At 70.3% G+C, this 17,674-nt stretch carries 14 protein-coding genes; 10 read left to right on the top strand and 4 right to left on the bottom strand.

The features are described from left to right. The 9 genes from groL to VGJ14_03350 all read left to right on the top strand — a co-directional run. On the top strand, positions 1-1,374 hold a 1,374-nt coding region (gene groL / locus VGJ14_03390), incomplete at its 5' end, for a chaperonin GroEL (protein ID HEY2831445.1). A gap of 341 nt (positions 1,375-1,715) precedes the next feature. Continuing rightward, on the top strand, positions 1,716-2,333 hold the full coding sequence (locus VGJ14_03385; GenBank protein ID HEY2831444.1) for a response regulator transcription factor: 618 nt from the start codon (positions 1,716-1,718) through the stop codon (positions 2,331-2,333). A 20-nt stretch (positions 2,334-2,353) separates the two neighbouring features. Next, entirely contained in the window at positions 2,354-2,971 is a 618-nt protein-coding gene (shbA, locus tag VGJ14_03380; GenBank protein ID HEY2831443.1) for an RNA polymerase sigma factor ShbA, read from the top strand. Beyond that, positions 2,971-4,059 (top strand): hypothetical protein, encoded by a 1,089-nt coding sequence (locus VGJ14_03375; protein ID HEY2831442.1) that lies wholly within the window; start codon positions 2,971-2,973, stop codon positions 4,057-4,059. The genes shbA and VGJ14_03375 overlap by 1 nt, the downstream gene beginning before the upstream one ends. A 34-nt stretch (positions 4,060-4,093) precedes the next feature. After that, positions 4,094-5,599 carry an IMP dehydrogenase gene (gene guaB, locus VGJ14_03370; protein HEY2831441.1) on the top strand — a complete coding sequence of 502 codons (1,506 nt, stop codon included), beginning with the start codon at positions 4,094-4,096 and terminating at the stop codon, positions 5,597-5,599. A gap of 15 nt (positions 5,600-5,614) precedes the next feature. After that, on the top strand, positions 5,615-6,724 hold the full coding sequence (locus tag VGJ14_03365; protein HEY2831440.1) for a GuaB3 family IMP dehydrogenase-related protein: 1,110 nt from the start codon (positions 5,615-5,617) through the stop codon (positions 6,722-6,724). Between the two features lie 80 nt (positions 6,725-6,804). Next, the gene (locus VGJ14_03360; GenBank protein ID HEY2831439.1) at positions 6,805-8,514 is read left to right on the top strand and encodes a glycerol-3-phosphate dehydrogenase/oxidase; all 1,710 of its coding nucleotides are present in this window, start codon (positions 6,805-6,807) and stop codon (positions 8,512-8,514) included. A gap of 357 nt (positions 8,515-8,871) precedes the next feature. After that, complete coding sequence (gene guaA / locus VGJ14_03355; protein ID HEY2831438.1) at positions 8,872-10,461, top strand: glutamine-hydrolyzing GMP synthase; 1,590 nt, start codon at positions 8,872-8,874, stop codon at positions 10,459-10,461. A 171-nt stretch (positions 10,462-10,632) separates the two neighbouring features. Further along, a complete protein-coding gene (locus VGJ14_03350) occupies positions 10,633-10,917 on the top strand; it encodes a hypothetical protein (protein HEY2831437.1) in 285 nt (94 codons plus the stop codon). A gap of 13 nt (positions 10,918-10,930) precedes the next feature. Here the strand turns inward: VGJ14_03350 and VGJ14_03345 are convergent, their stop codons facing one another. Beyond that, on the bottom strand, positions 10,931-12,835 hold the full coding sequence (locus VGJ14_03345) for an ABC transporter ATP-binding protein (protein HEY2831436.1): 1,905 nt from the start codon (positions 12,833-12,835) through the stop codon (positions 10,931-10,933). An 88-nt stretch (positions 12,836-12,923) separates the two neighbouring features. Next, entirely contained in the window at positions 12,924-13,691 is a 768-nt protein-coding gene (locus tag VGJ14_03340) for a hypothetical protein (GenBank protein HEY2831435.1), read from the bottom strand. 207 nt (positions 13,692-13,898) lie between these two features. Here VGJ14_03340 and VGJ14_03335 point away from each other — a divergent pair, with 207 nt between their 5' ends. Continuing rightward, complete coding sequence (locus VGJ14_03335) at positions 13,899-14,378, top strand: MarR family transcriptional regulator (GenBank protein HEY2831434.1); 480 nt, start codon at positions 13,899-13,901, stop codon at positions 14,376-14,378. A gap of 250 nt (positions 14,379-14,628) precedes the next feature. Here the strand turns inward: VGJ14_03335 and VGJ14_03330 are convergent, their stop codons facing one another. Next, entirely contained in the window at positions 14,629-16,176 is a 1,548-nt protein-coding gene (locus VGJ14_03330; protein HEY2831433.1) for a calcium-binding protein, read from the bottom strand. Between the two features lie 181 nt (positions 16,177-16,357). Then, a complete protein-coding gene (locus VGJ14_03325; GenBank protein ID HEY2831432.1) occupies positions 16,358-17,203 on the bottom strand; it encodes a Calx-beta domain-containing protein in 846 nt (281 codons plus the stop codon). Positions 17,204-17,674 lie beyond the last annotated feature (471 nt).

The raw sequence follows: 17,674 nt of genomic DNA, 5'->3' as shown, positions 1-17,674 counted from the left end.
GACGTCGCCGGTGACGGCACCACCACCGCCACCGTGCTCGCCCAGGCGATGGTGCACGAGGGCATCCGCGCGGTCGCGGCGGGCGTCAACCCGATGAGCCTCAAGCGCGGCATCGACGCGGCCACCGAGGCGGTGGGTCTCCAGCTGCAACACGCCGCCCGCGAGGTCGAGACCCGCGACGACATGGCCAGTGTCGCGACGATCTCCGCGCAGGACGCCGGTGTCGGCGGGCTGATCGCGGACGCCTTCGACCGCGTCGGCAAGGACGGCGTGATCACCGTCGAGGAGTCCAACACCATGGGCCTCGAGCTGGAGTTCACGGAGGGCATGCAGTTCGACAAGGGCTACATCTCGCCGTACTTCGTCACCGACGCCGAGCGCATGGAGACCGTGCTTGACGACCCGCTGATCCTGCTCAACGCGGGCAAGATCTCCTCGATCTCCGATCTGGTGCCGATCCTGGAGAAGGTCATCGGCGCGGGTAAGTCGCTGCTGGTCATCGCCGAGGACGTGGACGGCGAGGCACTGTCCACGCTGGTGGTCAACAAGATCCGCGGCACGTTCAGCTCGGTGGCCGTCAAGGCACCCGGCTTCGGCGACCGCCGCAAGGCGATGCTCGAGGACATCGCCGTGCTGACCGGGGCCCAGGTGATCAGTCCGGAACTGGGTCTGAAGATCGACCAGGTCGGCCTCGAGGTGCTCGGCACCGCCCGGCGCGTGGTGGTCACCAAGGACGACACCACCATCATCGACGGCCTCGGTGACGCCCAGGAGGTGGCCGCCCGAATCGCCCAGATCAACGCCGAGATCGAGAACACCGACTCGGACTGGGACAAGGAGAAGCTGCAGGAGCGGCTGGCGAAGCTCGCCGGTGGTGTCTGCGTGATCAAGGTCGGCGCGGCCACCGAGGTGGAGCTGAAGGAGAAGAAGCACCGCATCGAGGACGCCGTCTCGGCCACCCGCGCGGCGGTCGCGGAGGGCATCATCGTCGGCGGTGGCGCCGCGCTGGTGCACGCCGCGGCGGTGCTCAACGATGGTTTGGGCCTGGAGGGCGACGAGGCGATCGGCGTACAGGTCGTGCGCAAGGCCGTCGACGAGCCGCTGCGCTGGATCGCGGAGAACGCAGGCTATGAGGGGTACGTGGTCGTTGCCAACGTCCGGGAGAGCGGCAAGGGCTTCAACGCGGCCACCGGCGAGTACGGCGATCTGATGGCGCAGGGCGTCATCGACCCGGTCCGGGTCACCCGCTCCGCACTGGCCAACGCCGGCTCTATCGCGGGCATGCTGCTCACCACCGAGACCTTGGTGGTGGAGAAGCCCGCGGAGGAGAAGCCGGCCGCCGGCGGCGGACACGGCCACGGTCACGGCCACTGAGGTAATTCCCGCACCACCCGCACGCTGCAGCGGCCCCGGAACGTCCCGTCCGGGGTCGCTGTGCTTTTCCGGCTCGGCGGAGGCGAATTGTGGCTTTACCGAGATTTGGGTCTATTGAGGTTGGCGTGGCTAAAGTGGTTTAGTGGGACCAGAGGGGCAAACTGGCTCCACTATTGAGCTGGTTGCGGGGTTCTTGCGAAGCGACGGCGGCACGAGGACCCCGCGACTAACCTGACAACGCCGGGTGGTGTCACCCGTTCGGCCCAATCGCCGGCCGCGATGCGCGTGCGCATCGTCCGACGAGGGTGGCCGTGGATGACGGCGGCCGGTGAGGAGGTGCCATGGCAACGATCCTGGTGTGCGACGGTTCCCCGTTGATCCGCGAGCAGCTGCGCCGTTCGGTGGGCGCGGTGCGCGGGGTGGAGCGGGTGGTGACCACGGCAACCGAGGACGAGGCGCTGGAGCACGTGCGCGCCCAGCCGCCGGACCTGGTGCTGCTGGACGCGGCGACCGGCCCGCGTTCGGGCGGCGGCGCGGCGGCGGTGCGCCGCATCCGGCAGGCCGACCCCACCGCGCGGGTGCTGATGCTGACCCGGCCCGAGGACCCGGACGCCTCGGTGGTCGCCGCGGTCGCTGCCGGGGCCCGCGGTTATCTGCGCAAGGACGCCACCCGTGCCGAGGTCCGCGTGGTGATCGGCCAGGCCCTGATCGAACCCCAGCCCACCGCCGACTCGGCGGGTGCGGCCACCGACGACCGGCCGGCCCCGACACTCACCGAGCGAGAGCTGGAGGTCCTGGCTGGTATGTGCGAGGGTCAGAGCAATGCGGAGATCGGCCGTGGACTGTTCCTCTCCGAGGACACGGTCAAGACCCACGCTCGTCGTTTGTTCCGCAAGTTGGGTGCCGCGGACCGTGCGCACGCAGTCGCTATCTCGCTGCGCCGCGGCCTGGTGAGGTAACAGATAGGCAACTGGAGCAGGTGGGCATCGCGGGCGTAACGCCGGGCGATCCGGAACCGATTGAAGGTCGGACGGACCGGATCGATCTCCGCGAGCTGGCAGCTGCGGCCACCCAGGGTGACCGCGATGCTACGGAAGCGCTGCTCATTCGGATCCGCCCGATGGTCCTGCGTTACTGCAGGGGTCGACTCGGGCGCCTTCCCGGCGCCGAATATGCCGCGGATGACGCGGCGCAGGAGGCATGCATCGCCGTGCTCACCGCACTGCCGCGCTACCGGGACGAGGGCCGCCCGTTCGAGGCCTTCGTGTTCGGCATCGCCGCGCGCAAGGTGGCCGACGTGCAGCGCGCTGCGATCCGGGCAGCGGTGCCGACCGAGTTCCTGCCGGAGAAGCCGGACGAGGCGGCCGGTCCCGAGGACGCCGCAATGGCAGCGGTCGACGCCCAACGTGCCCGCGACCTGCTGGACGAGCTGCCCGACCACCTGCGCGAACTGATGGTGCTGCGGGTGGCCGTCGGACTGTCCGCGGAGGAAACCGGACGGGCGCTGAACATGACCCCCGGCGCGGTCCGGGTGGCCCAGCACCGCGCGTTGAACAAATTGCGAGCCCTCGCTGCCGAGAAGGGGGTCCCGAACTGATGTCCGAGGACCTGCGGTTCGCTGCTCTGCACTCCGACGACGCATTGCTCGACGCGCTCGGCGGCCGGGTGCCCGGTGCCGCGCTCGGCGTGGCCGCCGGTGTCTCTGCCGATGCCGAGGGCGACCCGGTCGCCCGGCTGCTCGGTGCCTACGTGACCGAGATCGACCAACGCCCCGGCCCACTGTCCACCCTGCTGGAGACCGCGCTGGTGGATGCCGCTGCCGAGCGTGTCGACCGGGCGCTGGTGCCCGCGGCCGGTACCTCCTGGGCGGCCTACGAGCCCCCGCCTGCCGTGCTCCCGCTGCGGCGGCGCCGCGCGTTCGCCCCGAAGGCGGTCGCGGTGGCGACCACCGGTGCGCTGGTGCTGGGGCTGGGTGGCGTGGCCGCGGCAACCGGCTCCAGCCCGCTGGAGCCGCTGCGCCGCGCGGTTGGTTCGGTGAGCGGCCAGGTCACCCCGGGCCGCACGCCGGCCGAGCGCGCCAGCCAATACCTGGACCAGGCCGAGCGGGCCCTCAACCGGGGCGATCTGGTGACCGCCGCCGACCAGTTGGCCCAGGTGCAGCGGCTGCTGGCGTTGATCACCGATCCGGATCTGCTGCGCTCGCTGCAGGCCCAGTTGGACGCGCTGCGTGAGCGCTGGCAGCGCATCATGTCCCCGGCCGCCGCCGCGGTGGGCAAGCCCGGCGACGGCTCGACCGGCGGTGCCGGCGCCTCGACCGACCCGACCACCACGGGATTCGTCTACCCGCCGGGGCAACGCCCGGAGACGCTGGTGCCCGGTACCGGGTTTGCCGACCCGACCGACCGGCTGCCGGCCATGCGCGAGGACAACATCGACCACGCGAAGAACCAGCTCAAGGACAAGGCCAAGGAGAAGCTGGGCCACCCGCTGCCGGACCAGCAACACCCGCTGCCCGGTGACATCCCGCCCCCGGTGGGTGGGCTGCGCGGGCCGACCGGTTCCGACCTGGCCCACCAGTCCGGCGCCTACCTGGTCCTGTACCACCTGGCCGGCAAGGCCCTGTCCCAGCCCAAGCCGGCCGACGCGGCCCGCTCGCTGGTCAAGCCCGGCGGACCGTCCTCCTGACGCACCGTCAGCTTCCCCGACGGTACGATGAATCATGAGCTCTGCCGAATACCCCGCCAAGTTCGCGCAGCTCGGACTCACGTTCGACGACGTGCTGCTGCTGCCCGGTGCGTCCGACGTGGTGCCGAACGACGTTGACACCACATCGCGGCTCTCCCGCAATATCTCGTTGCGGGTGCCGCTGATCTCCTCGGCGATGGACACCGTCACCGAGGCCCGGATGGCCATCGCCATGGCCCGGCAGGGCGGCGTGGGCGTGCTGCACCGCAACCTGTCGATCACCGACCAGGCCGAGCAGGTCGACGTGGTCAAGCGCTCCGAGGCGGGCATGGTGGCCCAGCCGGTGACCATCGGCCCGGACGCCACCATCGGCGACGTGGATGCGCTGTGCGGGCGCTACCGGATCTCCGGGGTGCCCGTGGTGGATCCGTCCGGCGTGCTGCTGGGCATCGTCACCAACCGGGACATGCGTTTCGAGCAGGACTCCTCGCGGCTGGTCCGCGATGTGATGACGCGCGCGCCGCTGATCACCGCGCCGGTGGGCACCAGCCATGGCGCCGCGTTCGTGCTGCTGCGCGATCACAAGATCGAGAAACTGCCACTGGTCGACGCCGCGGGTCGGCTCAAGGGCCTGATCACGGTCAAGGACTTCGCGAAGTCGGAGAAGTACCCGAATGCCACCAAGGACTCCGGCGGCCGCCTGGTGGTCGGTGCCGCCGTGGGTGTGGGCGAGGAGTCGTTCAAGCGAGCCATGACGCTGGTCGAGACCGGCGTGGACTTCCTCGTGGTGGACTCCGCGCACGGGCACTCCCGCGCGGTGCTGGAGATCATCGCCCGCATCGTGCGTGAGCTCTCCGGCCGCGACATCGACGTCATCGGCGGCAACGTGGCCACCCGCGAGGGGGCGCAGGCGCTGATCGACGCGGGCGTGGACGGCATCAAGGTCGGCATCGGCCCCGGCTCGATCTGTACCACCCGGGTCGTGGCCGGGATCGGGGTGCCGCAGGTGACCGCGATTTACGAGGCTTCGCTCGCGGCCGGTCCGGCCGGTGTCCCGGTGATCGGCGACGGCGGCCTGCAGTACTCCGGTGACATTGCCAAGGCGCTGGTTGCCGGGGCGGACACGGTGATGCTGGGCAGCCTGCTGGCCGGCGTCGAGGAGAGCCCTGGTGAGCTGCTGTTCATCAACGGCAAGCAGTACAAGTCCTACCGGGGCATGGGGTCGTTGGGCGCCATGCAGTCCCGCGGCCTGGGCCGGTCCTACTCCAAGGACCGCTACTTCCAGGACGACGTCACCTCGGATGAGAAGCTGGTGCCGGAGGGCGTGGAGGGTCAGGTGCCCTACCGCGGTCCGCTGGAGGCGGTGCTGCAGCAGTTGGTCGGCGGGCTGCGCTCGTCGATGGGCTACATCGGCGCACGCGACGTGGTCCAACTGCACGCCAAGGGCACGTTCGTGCGCACCACGGCGGCCGGCCTGAAGGAATCGCACCCGCACGACGTCCAGATGACCGTCGAGTCGCCCAACTACCACAGCAGATAGGCAGGGACGTTGGCCTTGTCCGAGATCGAGATCGGCCGCGGCAAGCGCGGCCGGGCGGCCTACGGGTTCGACCAGGTGGCGATCGTCCCGTCGCGGCGTACCCGCGACCCCGAGGAGATCTCCACTGCCTGGCAGATCGACGCCTACCACTTCGAGCTGCCGATCATGATCGCGCCGATGGACAGCGTGGTCTCGCCGGACTCGGCGATCGAGATCGGTCGATTGGGCGGGCTGGCGGTGCTCGACCTGGAGGGGTTGTGGACCCGCTACGACGACCCGATCTCGCTGTTCGACGAGATCGGTGAGTTGCCCGACTCCGAGGCCACCGCGCGGCTGCAGCAGATCTACGCCGAGCCGATCAAGGAGGAGTTGATCGGCGCGCGGATCAAGGCCATGCGGGATGCGGGCATCACTACCGCCGCGGCCCTGTCCCCGCAGCGCACCGCCCAGTTGGCACATGTGGTGGTGGATGCCGGCGTCGACCTGTTCGTGATCCGCGGCACCACGGTGTCCGCCGAGCACGTGTCCGGCCGCGCCGAGCCGCTCAACCTCAAGCAATTCATCCATGAGCTGGACGTGCCGGTGATCGTCGGCGGGTGCGCGACCTACCAGGCCGCGCTGCACCTGATGCGCACCGGCGCGGCCGGTGTGCTGGTCGGTTTCGGTGGCGGCTCCGCGCACACCACCGCCGAGGTGTTGGGCATCAAGGTGCCGATGGCCTCGGCCATCGCGGACGTGGCCGCGGCCCGGCGGGACTACCTGGACGAATCCGGCGGGCGATATGTGCACGTCATCGCCGACGGTGGCATGACCACGTCGGGGGAGATCACCAAGGCGATCGCCTGCGGCGCGGACGCGGTGATGATCGGCTCGCCGTTGGCCCGCGGGGCCGAGGCGCCGGGCGGCGGCTGGCACTGGGGCACCGAGGCGCATCACGCGGTGTTGCCGCGGGGCACCCGCATGCAGGTCGGCACCATCGGTACGTTCGCCGAGATCCTGCACGGGCCGTCCCGCCAGCCGGACGGGTCGATGAACCTGGTGGGCGCGCTGCGTCGGGCAATGGCCACCTGCGGCTACTCCGACCTCAAGGAGTTCCAGCGCGTCGAGGTTGTCGTCACCTCCTGACAACCCCACCCGCGGCGCGTCCGCTGAACCGTGAGCTATTGGTCCCGGCTGAGCGGACGCCCGGGTTCTAGGGTGGCGTCATGGGGACGGGACGGCTGGGGCCGGCCGAGCGCGAGGCGGCGTGCGCCGCGTTGGCCGGCCGCGAGCTCGACCTGCTGGTGGTCGGCGGGGGCGTGGTCGGTGCGGGCACCGCGCTGGACGCGGTCACCCGCGGCCTGGACGTCGGGCTGGTCGACGTGCGGGACTGGGGTGGGGGCACCTCGAGTCGGTCCAGCAAGCTGATCCACGGCGGGTTGCGCTACCTGGAGATGCTCGACTTCGGTCTGGTCCGGGAGGCGCTGGGCGAGCGCAGCCTGCTGCTCACCGAACTGGCGCCGCACCTGGTACGCCCGGTGCCGTTCCTCTACCCGTTGACCCATCACGGCTGGGAGCGCGCCTACGTGGGGGCGGGCATTGCGCTCTACGACACCCTGGCCGCGCTCGCACCGGGCGAGACCGGGGTACCGCGGCATCGTCACCTGACGAAGCGTCAGGCCCGTCGGCTAATGCCCGCTCTGCGTAACGACGCCTACGTGGGCGCGGTGCAGTACTGGGATGCCCAGGTGGACGACGCCCGGTTCGTGGTGAACCTGGTGCGCACCGCCGCCGCCTACGGCGCGCACTGTGCGTCGCGGGTGAAGGTGATCGGCTTCCTGCGCGAGGGTGAACGCGTGGTGGGCGCCAAGGTGCGCGACACCGAGTCCGGCGCGGAATGGAAAGTGAGGGCGCGTCAGGTTGTCAATGCCACCGGGGTGTGGACCGACGACACCCAGGCCCTGGTCGGCGAGCGGGGACAGTTTCACGTGCGGGCATCCAAGGGCGTGCACCTGGTGGTGCCGCGGGACCGCATTCACGCCTCGATGGGGTTGATCGCGCGCACGGAGGACAGCGTGCTGTTCGTGATCCCGTGGAAGCGGCACTGGATCGTGGGCACTACCGACACCCAGTGGGACCTGGACAAGGCGCATCCGGCGGCCAGCCGGGTGGACATCGACTACCTGCTCAGCCAGGCCAACAGATGGCTGGCCACGCCGTTGCAGCGGGCCGACGTGCAGGGCGTGTACGCCGGGCTGCGGCCGTTGCTGGCGGGGGAGTCGGAGAACACCTCCCGGCTCTCTCGCGAGCACGTGGTGGCGCACCCGGTGCCCGGCCTGGTGGTGGTGGCCGGCGGCAAGTACACGACCTACCGGGTGATGGCCCGCGATGCGGTGAACGCCGCGGTGCACGCGATGAACGAGCGGGTCCCCCCCTCCTGCACCGACCGCATCCCGCTGGTCGGTGGCGCCGGGTACCAGGCCGCGTGGAACTCCCGGGAGCGCACCGCGACCGCGACCGGCCTGCACGTGGCGCGTATCGAGCACCTGCTGCGTCGACATGGCGGGGAACTGGGCCCGGTGCTGGACCTGGCCGAGGCCGACCCGACGTTGCGGGAGCCGATCACCGGGGCCGAGGACTACCTGCGCGCGGAGGTCGTGCACGCCGCGGCCTGGGAGGGCGCCCGGCACCTGGACGACGTGATGACCCGACGCACCCGGATCTCGGTGGAGACCTTCGACCGGGGCGTGGGCGCGGCCGGGGAGTGTGCGCATTTGATGTCCGGCGTGCTGGGCTGGACCACGGAGCAGACCGCGAATGAGATCGAGCACTACCGGGCCCGGGTGGCCGCCGAACGGGAGTCCCAGGACCAGCCGGACGATCGCACCGCGGACGCCGCGCGCATGGGGGCACCGGACATCGTGCCGATCCGCTGAGGTCGTGGGTGCTGGGCCCGGGTTTGGTCGGGCCCAGCACCACTGGCGGCGGAGGGCGCGCGGGCGATGTGCCCGTGCTGCTCGCTCCACCGGTCGCGGGCAGCGCCGTGGCGCCGTGCCCGCGAATTGTGCTGCCAACAGCGTCCGCGACGGTGTGCCATTCCGTCAATCGAAAACATCGTCCGGTCAAGCCGACACGCCGCGGGACATGCGGGGGACACGCCAACTTCGGGTCGCTGAGCAACCGATTGGGTGCACCCGATGGGGTGCTGGGCGGCCCGAAGATGCGTGTCGGGGCCGGGGCGGCGCTGTGGAAGGATCGAGAGCATCCAAACGGGTGATACGACGGGGTCGGAAATGACTGCTGGGGCGGGTTCGAACGCGGGGCACGTACCCACGCGGCCGGTGCTGGTGGTCGACTTCGGCGCGCAGTACGCGCAGCTGATCGCCCGGCGGGTACGTGAGGCGCGGGTGTACTCCGAGATCGTGCCGCACACCGCATCGGTGGCTGAGATGTTGGCCCGCGACCCGGCCGCGATCGTGCTGTCCGGCGGCCCGTCGTCGGTGTACGCCGACGGCGCGCCCGCGGTGGACCCGGCGCTGTTCGCCGCCGGTGTGCCGGTGTTCGGTATTTGCTACGGCTTCCAGGCAATGGCCGCCGCGCTCGGCGGCGACGTGGCCCGCACCGGCCTGTCCGAGTTCGGTGCGACGCCGTTGGTGGTCAGCGACCACGGGGTCCTGCTGGCCGGGCAGCCGAATGCGCAGACCGTGTGGATGAGCCACGGGGACGCGGTGCACGAGGCGCCGCCCGGCTTCGATGTGCTGGCGTTCTCCGAGGGTGCACCGGTGGCGGCGTTCGAGGATTGCGAGCGGCGCTTGGCCGGGGTGCAGTACCACCCGGAGGTGGTGCACACCCCGCACGGGCAGGCGCTGCTGGAGCGGTTCCTGCACGACGTCGCGGGCATCGCGCCGACCTGGACGATGGTGAACATCGTCTCCGACGCCGTCGACGCGGTGCGCGCCACCATCGGCGACACCGGCCGGGCGATCTGCGGACTGTCCGGGGGCGTGGACTCCGCGGTGGCCGCGGCGCTGGTGCAGCGGGCCATCGGCGACCGACTCACCTGCGTGTTCGTCGACCACGGCTTACTGCGCAAGGGCGAGGCCGAGCAAGTGGAGCGCGACTTCGTCGCGGCCACCGGCGTGGACCTGGTGGTGGTGGACGCCCAGAAGCGGTTCCTGGACGCGCTGGCCGGGGTCACCGATCCGGAGGACAAACGCAAGATCATCGGCCGGGAGTTCATCCGGGTGTTCGAGTCGGCCGCCCGCGATGTCATCGCGGCGCACGGCGGCGGGGTGGACTTCCTGGTGCAGGGCACGCTCTACCCGGACGTGGTGGAGTCCGGCGGCGGCACCGGCACCGCGAACATCAAGAGCCATCACAACGTCGGCGGACTGCCCGAGGATCTGGCCTTCGGTCTGGTCGAGCCGCTGCGCGCGTTGTTCAAGGACGAGGTGCGCCGGGTCGGTATCGAACTGGGGTTGCCCGAGGCGATCGTCTGGCGGCAGCCGTTCCCCGGCCCCGGTTTGGGCATCCGGATCATCGGTGAGGTCACCGGCGAGCGGTTGGACATCCTGCGCGAGGCCGACGCGATCGCCCGCGAGGAATTATCCGCGGCCGGGTTGGACCGCGACATCTGGCAGTGCCCGGTGGTGCTGTTGGCCGACGTGCGCTCGGTCGGCGTGCAGGGGGACGGGCGGACCTACGGTCACCCGGTGGTGCTGCGCCCGGTCAGCTCCGAGGACGCGATGACCGCGGACTGGTCGCGGGTGCCCTACGAGACGCTGGCCCGCATCTCCACCCGGATCACCAACGAGGTGCGCGAGATCAACCGGGTGGTGCTGGACGTGACCAGCAAGCCACCCGGCACCATCGAGTGGGAGTAGCCCCTCCGATCGGAGGATGCGGCGTTGAACGAACGGTTGATTTTCCGCCCGAAATGCGGCTTGTGATCCCTCGTCCGGAACCGCAGTTATAACGGCTCCGTCTCAGCCTCACCTGTACCGACGACCGTCGGCAGAAGGCACGAGCACGAGGCGGGACGAACAATGAGTGGCATGGTCGCGGAGCTGACCAGGTCCTACCTGAACTTTGCGACCGACAACGGAAACCGACACGACGTCGGCACGTTCGTCATGATCGCCGGCCCGGTGCTGATCGCGGTGCTCGCCGTGTACTTCGTCTACAACGTGGTGGCCGCCGCGGCGCACGGTGTGCGCACGGTGGGCGGGTTCGCGGTGCGGCTGGTCCGCCCGGTGGCGGCCGCGCGGGTGGTCACGCTGCCCGTGCTGCCGGCGGACCCGGAGACCGCGACGATCTACATCGCGACCTCCGCGGCGTAAGTCTGACGGCTGCTCAGGCGGCGGTGGGCCCGGCCGGGTCCACCGCCGTTTGCGTTGTCTGCTCGCTGAACTGGGTGTGGTACAGCTCGGCGTAGCGACCGCCGGCCGCCAACAGCGCCCGGTGCGGGCCGCGCTCGATAATCCGCCCGTCCTCCACCACCAGGATCTCGTCGGCCGCGCGCACGGTGGACAACCGGTGCGCGATGACGATCGCGGTGCGCCCGGCCAGCGCCTCACCCAGCGCCTCCTGTACCGCGGCCTCCGAGGTGGAGTCCAGGTGCGCGGTGGCCTCGTCGAGGATGACCACCCGGGGGCGGGCCAGCAGCAGCCGGGCGATGGTCAACCGCTGCCGTTCGCCGCCGGACAGGCGGTAGCCGCGCTCGCCGACCACGGTGTCCAACCCGTCGGGGAGCTTGGCGACCAACTCGGCCAGCCTGGCCCGGCGCAGTGCGTCGAGCAACTCCGCCTCGGTGGCCTGCGGACGTACCAGCAGCAGGTTGGACCGGATCGACTCGTGGAACAGGTGCCCATCCTGGGTCACCATGCCCAGGGCGCCGCGCATCTCGGCGAAGGACAGCTCCCGCACGTCCACCCCGCCGACCCGGATGGCACCGGTGTCCACGTCGTAGAGGCGGGGGATCAGCGAGGCGATCGTCGATTTGCCCGCGCCGGAGGACCCGACCAGGGCCACCATCCGGCCCGGCTCGACCTCGAAGCAGATGTCGTGCAGCACCTCGATCCCGCCGCGGGTGTCCAGTTGCGCGACCTCCTCCAGCGACGCCAGCGACACCTTGTCCGCTGAGGGGTAGGCGAAGTGCACACCCTCGAAGCTGACGCCGAGCGGCCCCGCGGGCAGTGGGGTGGGCTCCTCGACCTCGGCGATCAGCGGCGTCAGGTCGAGCACTTCGAAGACCCGCTCGAAGCTGACCAACGCGGTCATCACGTCCAGCCGGGCGCTGGCCAGGGCGGTGAGCGGGGCGTAGAGGCGGGTGAGCAGCAGGCTGAGGCTAACGACGGTGCCGGCCTTGAGGTGCCCGTGCAGGGCCAGGGTGCCGCCCATGCCGTAGACCAGCGCCAACGCCAGCGCGGACACCAACGTCAATGAGACGACGAACATGGACTGGGACAACGCGGTGCGCACCCCGATGGCGCGCACCCGGTCGGCGCGGGCGCGGAACTCCGCGGACTCCAGCTCGGGTTGCCCCATGAGCTTGACCAGTGTCGCGCCGGGTGCGGAGAACCGTTCGGCCATCTGCGTGGTCATCGCGGCGTTGTGACCGGCCGCCTCACGCTGCAGCGCGGCCAGCCGCCGACCCACCCGACGGCTGGGCACCATGAACAGGGGCACCATCACCAACGCGATCAGGGTGACCTGCCAGGACAGGGTGAACATCACTGCGCCGGCCAGCAGCAGCGTGACCGTGTTGGACACCAGCCCGGACAGCGTGGTGCTGAACGCGCGTTGCGCGCCGATCACGTCGTTGTTCAGCCGGGAGACCAGCGCGCCGGTGCGGGTGCGGGTGAAGAAGGCCACCGGCATGCGCTGCACGTGATCGAACACGGCGGTGCGCAGGTCGAGGATCAGGCCCTCGCCGATGCGCGAGGAGAGCACCCGGATACACAGGCTGAACGTGGCGTCCAGCACCGCGAGCGCGGCGATCACCAGCGACAGCGTCACCACCACGTGCGTGGCCCGGTGCGCGACGATCGCGTTGATCACGTGCCCGGCCAGCAGCGGGGCGGCCACCGTCAGGCAAGCCGAGCACACCGATAACGCCATGAATGCGACGAGCTGCTTACGTCGTGGCCGGGCGAACCCCGCGATGCGGCGCGCGGTGGCGGCGGAGTACGGCCGCCGCTCCTGCGAGGCGTTCATCGTGTGCCACATGGAGCTCCATGCGGCGACTTCCATACTCATGGGTGCCCCCGGCAGCGTGATCGCGAACAGTCATCACGTTAGCTCGCGAGGGCGACACATAAGGTCCGCTTGCGCGCGGATCGGCCGTTCAGCCGGTGCCGTAACGCAGCTGCTGGTAGACCACGGCGGAGCGGGCGAGCTCGTGGAAGTACTTGATCAGCGTGACGCAGAACCCGATGCCGCCCAGGCCGACGACGATGAAGATGATCGCGGCCCACAGGGTGGCCAGCGGCGTGTGCGTGGCCAACCGGCGTCGGGCCTCGGTACGGGTGGTGGTCAGCGTGCCGCCGTCCTCCGCCCCGAAGACGCCCAGGTCGTCGTCCACGCCCTCGGGCACGACCTCTTCTTCCAACCACGTCTCGTCGTCGGAGTCGAGGTCCATCTCGGTGGGGCCGCCGGCCGCCTCGGATTCCTTGGCCGCGCGGGCCGCCTCCATGGCCAGCACCCAGGTGGCCACGCCCATCAGCAGGAACAGGCCGATCTTCGTGTAGAGGGCGTAGTAGTACGGCAGGCCGTAGGGGGAGTGCTTGAGCTGGCTCCAGTCGGAGCCGGAGAACGGCGGGTCGAAGGCGGCCTGCTTGTAGAGCAGCCAGACGCCGGTGGCGAGGGTGAGGAGGTAGCTGCCGCACAGGCTGTTGAGCAACAGTTCCCGCTTCACCTGAAGAACGTGCAGGCCGATCACGGAGGGGACCCGGCGCAGGGCGGGGATCGCCACCATCGCGGTGAGGATCGCCAGGATCGCCCACAGGCCGGCCACGATGACGTGGAACTGCAGCATCACGATGTGGAAGAAGTTGCCGTGCGGGCGCGTACCGGCATCCGTCACCCCGGCTACGACAAGCGCCTTGAGCATCACCGACCGGCCTTTCCTTCCGCGTCGAGCCGTTGGACTTTCCGGAGACTACGGCCGGCCCGTCGGCCTGTCCACGCGCCTTCGACGGCCCCCGCGCGTCGTTTGGGGTTAACGCCGGGTTCACGCGGTCGGCGCAGTGATGCTGGGTATTAGCTGAGAACGACCCTAGACTTCTCTGCCATCAGGCTGGATGAGAGGGGGCGTGTGCCGATGGACGAACACGTCGAGACAATGATGGCTACTTCCCGACTGTTGATGTCGGTGGTGGCCGACTCGGTGGCGCCGATCGCGGAGTTCATCACGATCGCGCAGTACCGGGCATTGGTGATCGTGGCGAACAGCGGACCGCTGAACCTCAACGAGGTCGCGGCGGCGCTGGGGGTGCACCCGTCGAACGCCACCCGGGCGTGCGACCGCCTGGTCGAGGCGGGTCTGTTGGCGCGCACCGAGTCGGTGCAGGACCGGCGTCGGGTGGACCTGGCGCTGACCGCATCGGGGATCGCGTTGATCCAGCGGGTCGCTGATCACCGGCGCGATGCCATCGAGCGGGTGCTGGCCCGGATGGATCCGGAGGCCCGGGAGTTGTTGGCCCAGGGGCTCGGTGGGTTCCTCGCGGCCGCTGAGGGTGAGCCGCACGCGGAGTGGACCGAGGAGTTGCGCCAGGTGCCCGCGCTGGTGGGGATGAACTGACCGGCCATTCGCGATACCGAACCCGCGGCCACCGATCCGGTGTCCGCGGGTTTTGCGTTGTCGGGGGCGCTCGCCCTCCGCTCATTCATGAGCGGGCGGAGTTCTGTCATACGCGGGGCGTCAGATTTGGGGCTCCTGGGACCGGAAATTGACGCCTCACGTATGAGAGTGGGTGCGGGGTCGCTGCCTGCGGACACACGACGACGGCCCCCGCGGGTGCGAGGGCCGTCGCCGTGGTGTGCGGTGCTGGTTACTGGTGGATCTCGTTGCGGCCGGTACCACCGAAGATGGTGTCGTGGCCTGCGCCACCGAGCAGCTTGTCGTTGCCCGGGCCGCCGGAGATCTGGTCCTTACCGGGACCGCCGAGGATCTCGTCGCGTCCGCTGCCGCCGCACAGGATGTCGGCGCCACGCCCGCCGAGGATCACGTCATCGCCGCCCAGGCCGTAGATGATGTCGGGCCCGGGGGTGCCGATCAACTTGTTCGGACCGTTGTCGCCGGTGATGACGTTGTATCCCATCGGCGGGGCAACCCCCGGTGCGCAGTAGGGGATCTCGTCATCGTCGTTGAGGATGGTGCCGATCGCGAATCCGTCGGTGACCTTGGGCAGATCCGCCGGGTCGCTGGCGTCCGGCGAGCTGACCGAAACGATCTTGACGAAGATTGTCTCGTTGGGCTCGACGTCGGTGTCGCCCTTGACCTTGATCGTGACGTCGACGCCGGTGCTGCCCGCCGGGATGACCACCGGAGTGAGCGCCGGGACGATGTAGTCGACGCCCGGGGTGGCGGTTCCGCCCACGATCGCCAGCTTGACGGTGACGCCGGTGCAGCCGGACGGGTTGTTCACGGCGATCGGGATCTTCAGGTTGTTGGTGCCGGCGTTGCCCTCGATCACCTGCGCGTTGCCGATCGAGACCGAGGCGTCTGTGACGCACGGGGTGTACTTCACGACCACCGACGGACCGGTCGCGGTGGGGCTGAAGGAGTTGGCGATGCCGAGACTGGACCCGGCGCCGCCGCCGCCGCCGCCGCCGGCGTTGGGCGGCGAACCGATGCCGCCGCCACCACCGCCGGCCGCGGGCGTCCCAGCGCCGCCCCCGCCGCCACCGCCCGCTCCACCGTTGGCCGAGCCCGCGACCAGTCCCGACGCGCCCGGAACGGCTGACGTGCCGACCGGGGTCGATGCGGGACCGGCCGCTCCACCCGCGCCCGGCGGTGTGCCGGGCATGCCATCAGAGCCCTGACCGTTCGTGTTGGTGCCGGCGGTCCCGCCGGTTCCGCCGCTCCCGGCCGCGGTGCCCGTCGCGTTGGCGCCCGCGCCGCCGCCGCCGCCAGCGATGAGATGGAAGCCGCCAGGCCCGGTGACCTCGGTGAGGCCGCCACCGCCACCGGCGCCGGTACCACCCGCGGAGCCGCCGCCGTTCGCACCTGCGCCGTTGCTGCTCGCGGTTGCGGTGCTGCCGGAGCCGCCGACCACGAAGCTGAACACCGAACCGGCGGCCGGGTTCGCGGTCGCCGTCGTCATGGCACCCAGACCACCGGGGACGCCGGCCGCGTTCTTGCCCCCGGCACCGCCGGAGGCGGTGACCGAGATGGGGGTGAGGCCCAGGCCGGGAGGCACGGTGAACGTGCCTGACGAGGTATACGTGCAGGTGACCCCCGGTCCGCCGGTGTCATAGACGCAGTGGGACGGCAGTGCGGCGTCGCTGGGACTCGCGGCCGCCAGCACGGTGGCCGGCGCCAGGAGGGCGCCGACCGCCAACCACAGGCGAAGGCGTCGCGTGGGGGTGTGCGTCATCGTGGGATCCCCTCCCGTACCGGACGCGGCTGTCGGCAGGCGCGTCGCAATCATGCTGATGATCGCGCTGGGGAATGTCCGGTTGGCACCCTCGTGCTCCGAACGGGTCACGCTGTCAGGACCCGCACATGCAGATGGCCCCGTCCGCGGAAGGGGCCATCTGGTGGTGCGTCAGCTCTGTTCAGGAAATGGAATCGTTGCCCGAGCTCGGCAGGACGTTGTCGTGGCCGTTGGCGGTGTCGACGATGGTGTCGGTGCCGGAGCCGCCGTCGATGGTGTCGTGACCCGCGCCGCCATCGATCTGATCGGCGCCCGAGCCACCGTCGATGCGGTCCCTGCCGCCCATGCCGCAGATGATGTCGTCCTTGCTGCCACCGTCAATGCGGTCCGGCCCGTTGGTGCCGATGATGAGCTCCTTGTTGGAGCCGCCGACGTAGTGGTGGTTCGACGTGACGAAGTGCAGCTGGTAGCCGTCGGCGATCGCGTCTGTGAATGCGGTACTCGTCTGGTCGCAGGCCTCGAGGGCGCTGGCGCTGACGGGGCCGCCGTCGTCGTCGATGATGGTGCCGGTGGCGGTGTCGTCTCCGCCGGTCAGAGTGGGGGCGGGCGACCCGGTCCGGGTGGCGGCGGTCAGTGTCACGGTGAACGTCTCGTCGGACTCGCCAACGGTGTCGCCGACCACGGGAATGTAGAGGTGCCCGATCGTGCTGCACGCCGGAATGATGCCCAGGGCGGCGGTGGTGCCCTGATAGTCCGGCGGAGCGGTCGCGGTGCCGTCAGTGGTTGACGCGGTGACCGTGACGTCGGTATTGACCGGGGTGCTGATGGTGAGGGGGAAGTCGATGTTGCGGGTGCCGGTGTCGCCCTCGACCACCGAGGCGTCGTGGACGCTGACCGACGGGCTGGTGGCCGGGTCCGTGCAGGTGGCGGCGTGAGCCGGAGCTGCTGCGCACAGTGCCGCGCAGGGCACGGCCAGGGCGGCGACCGCGAGCCAGGTCCGGGCGCGACGGGTGGTTGTGCGGCTCATGTGGGATCCCCTCCGCCGGGCGGGTGAACCCATCCGGCATTCCTCTGCCGCGGCGCGCGGCGCCTGCAGAGTGCCTGTGAGGCGACGGGGCGCAAGGGGTGCTGGGCCGATCAGTGGATCGCTCAACTGAAACGGTGTCAGGTTGCACACGGCGTGCATGACATCTGTGCACCGCGCGGGCCAAATTGGGTCGACCACCATGCCTTTCGATGCCGATGGGTGTGATGACCGGATGGTCCGTTCCGGGGAAACGCCGACGGCCCCCTTCGGCAGGAAGGGGGCCGCGGTGGCGGGGCTTGCCGGGCGGCAAGTCGCGCGTGGTGATAGGGGGTCAGTGAACGCGACCGAGGATCTTGTCGTCGGTGTCGCCGGTGGTGTCCAGTGTGTTGTGTCCGGAACCGACGTTGATCAGGTTGGTACCACCGCCGCCGATGATGGTGTCGTCGCCGGCGCCCCCGTACATCTTCTCGT

The organism is Sporichthyaceae bacterium (assembly GCA_036493475.1).
Taxonomy (GTDB): Bacteria; Actinomycetota; Actinomycetes; order Sporichthyales; family Sporichthyaceae; genus DASQPJ01.
The sequence above is the reverse complement of the archived record's forward strand: the minus strand, read 5'-3'. Positions and strand labels throughout refer to the sequence as shown.

Bases quoted from the DNA above. Each gene is read 5' to 3' on its own strand.
- VGJ14_03385 (HEY2831444.1), top strand. From the start codon at position 1,716: ATGGCAACGATCCTGGTGTGCGACGGTTCCCCGTTGATCCGCGAGCAG.
- VGJ14_03375 (HEY2831442.1), top strand. From the start codon at position 2,971: ATGTCCGAGGACCTGCGGTTCGCTGCTCTGCACTCCGACGACGCATTG.
- guaB (HEY2831441.1), top strand. From the start codon at position 4,094: ATGAGCTCTGCCGAATACCCCGCCAAGTTCGCGCAGCTCGGACTCACG.
- VGJ14_03360 (HEY2831439.1), top strand. From the start codon at position 6,805: ATGGGGACGGGACGGCTGGGGCCGGCCGAGCGCGAGGCGGCGTGCGCC.
- guaA (HEY2831438.1), top strand. From the start codon at position 8,872: ATGACTGCTGGGGCGGGTTCGAACGCGGGGCACGTACCCACGCGGCCG.
- VGJ14_03350 (HEY2831437.1), top strand. From the start codon at position 10,633: ATGGTCGCGGAGCTGACCAGGTCCTACCTGAACTTTGCGACCGACAAC.
- VGJ14_03345 (HEY2831436.1), bottom strand. From the start codon at position 12,835: ATGAGTATGGAAGTCGCCGCATGGAGCTCCATGTGGCACACGATGAAC.
- VGJ14_03335 (HEY2831434.1), top strand. From the start codon at position 13,899: ATGGACGAACACGTCGAGACAATGATGGCTACTTCCCGACTGTTGATG.
- VGJ14_03330 (HEY2831433.1), bottom strand. From the start codon at position 16,176: ATGACGCACACCCCCACGCGACGCCTTCGCCTGTGGTTGGCGGTCGGC.
- VGJ14_03325 (HEY2831432.1), bottom strand. From the start codon at position 17,203: ATGAGCCGCACAACCACCCGTCGCGCCCGGACCTGGCTCGCGGTCGCC.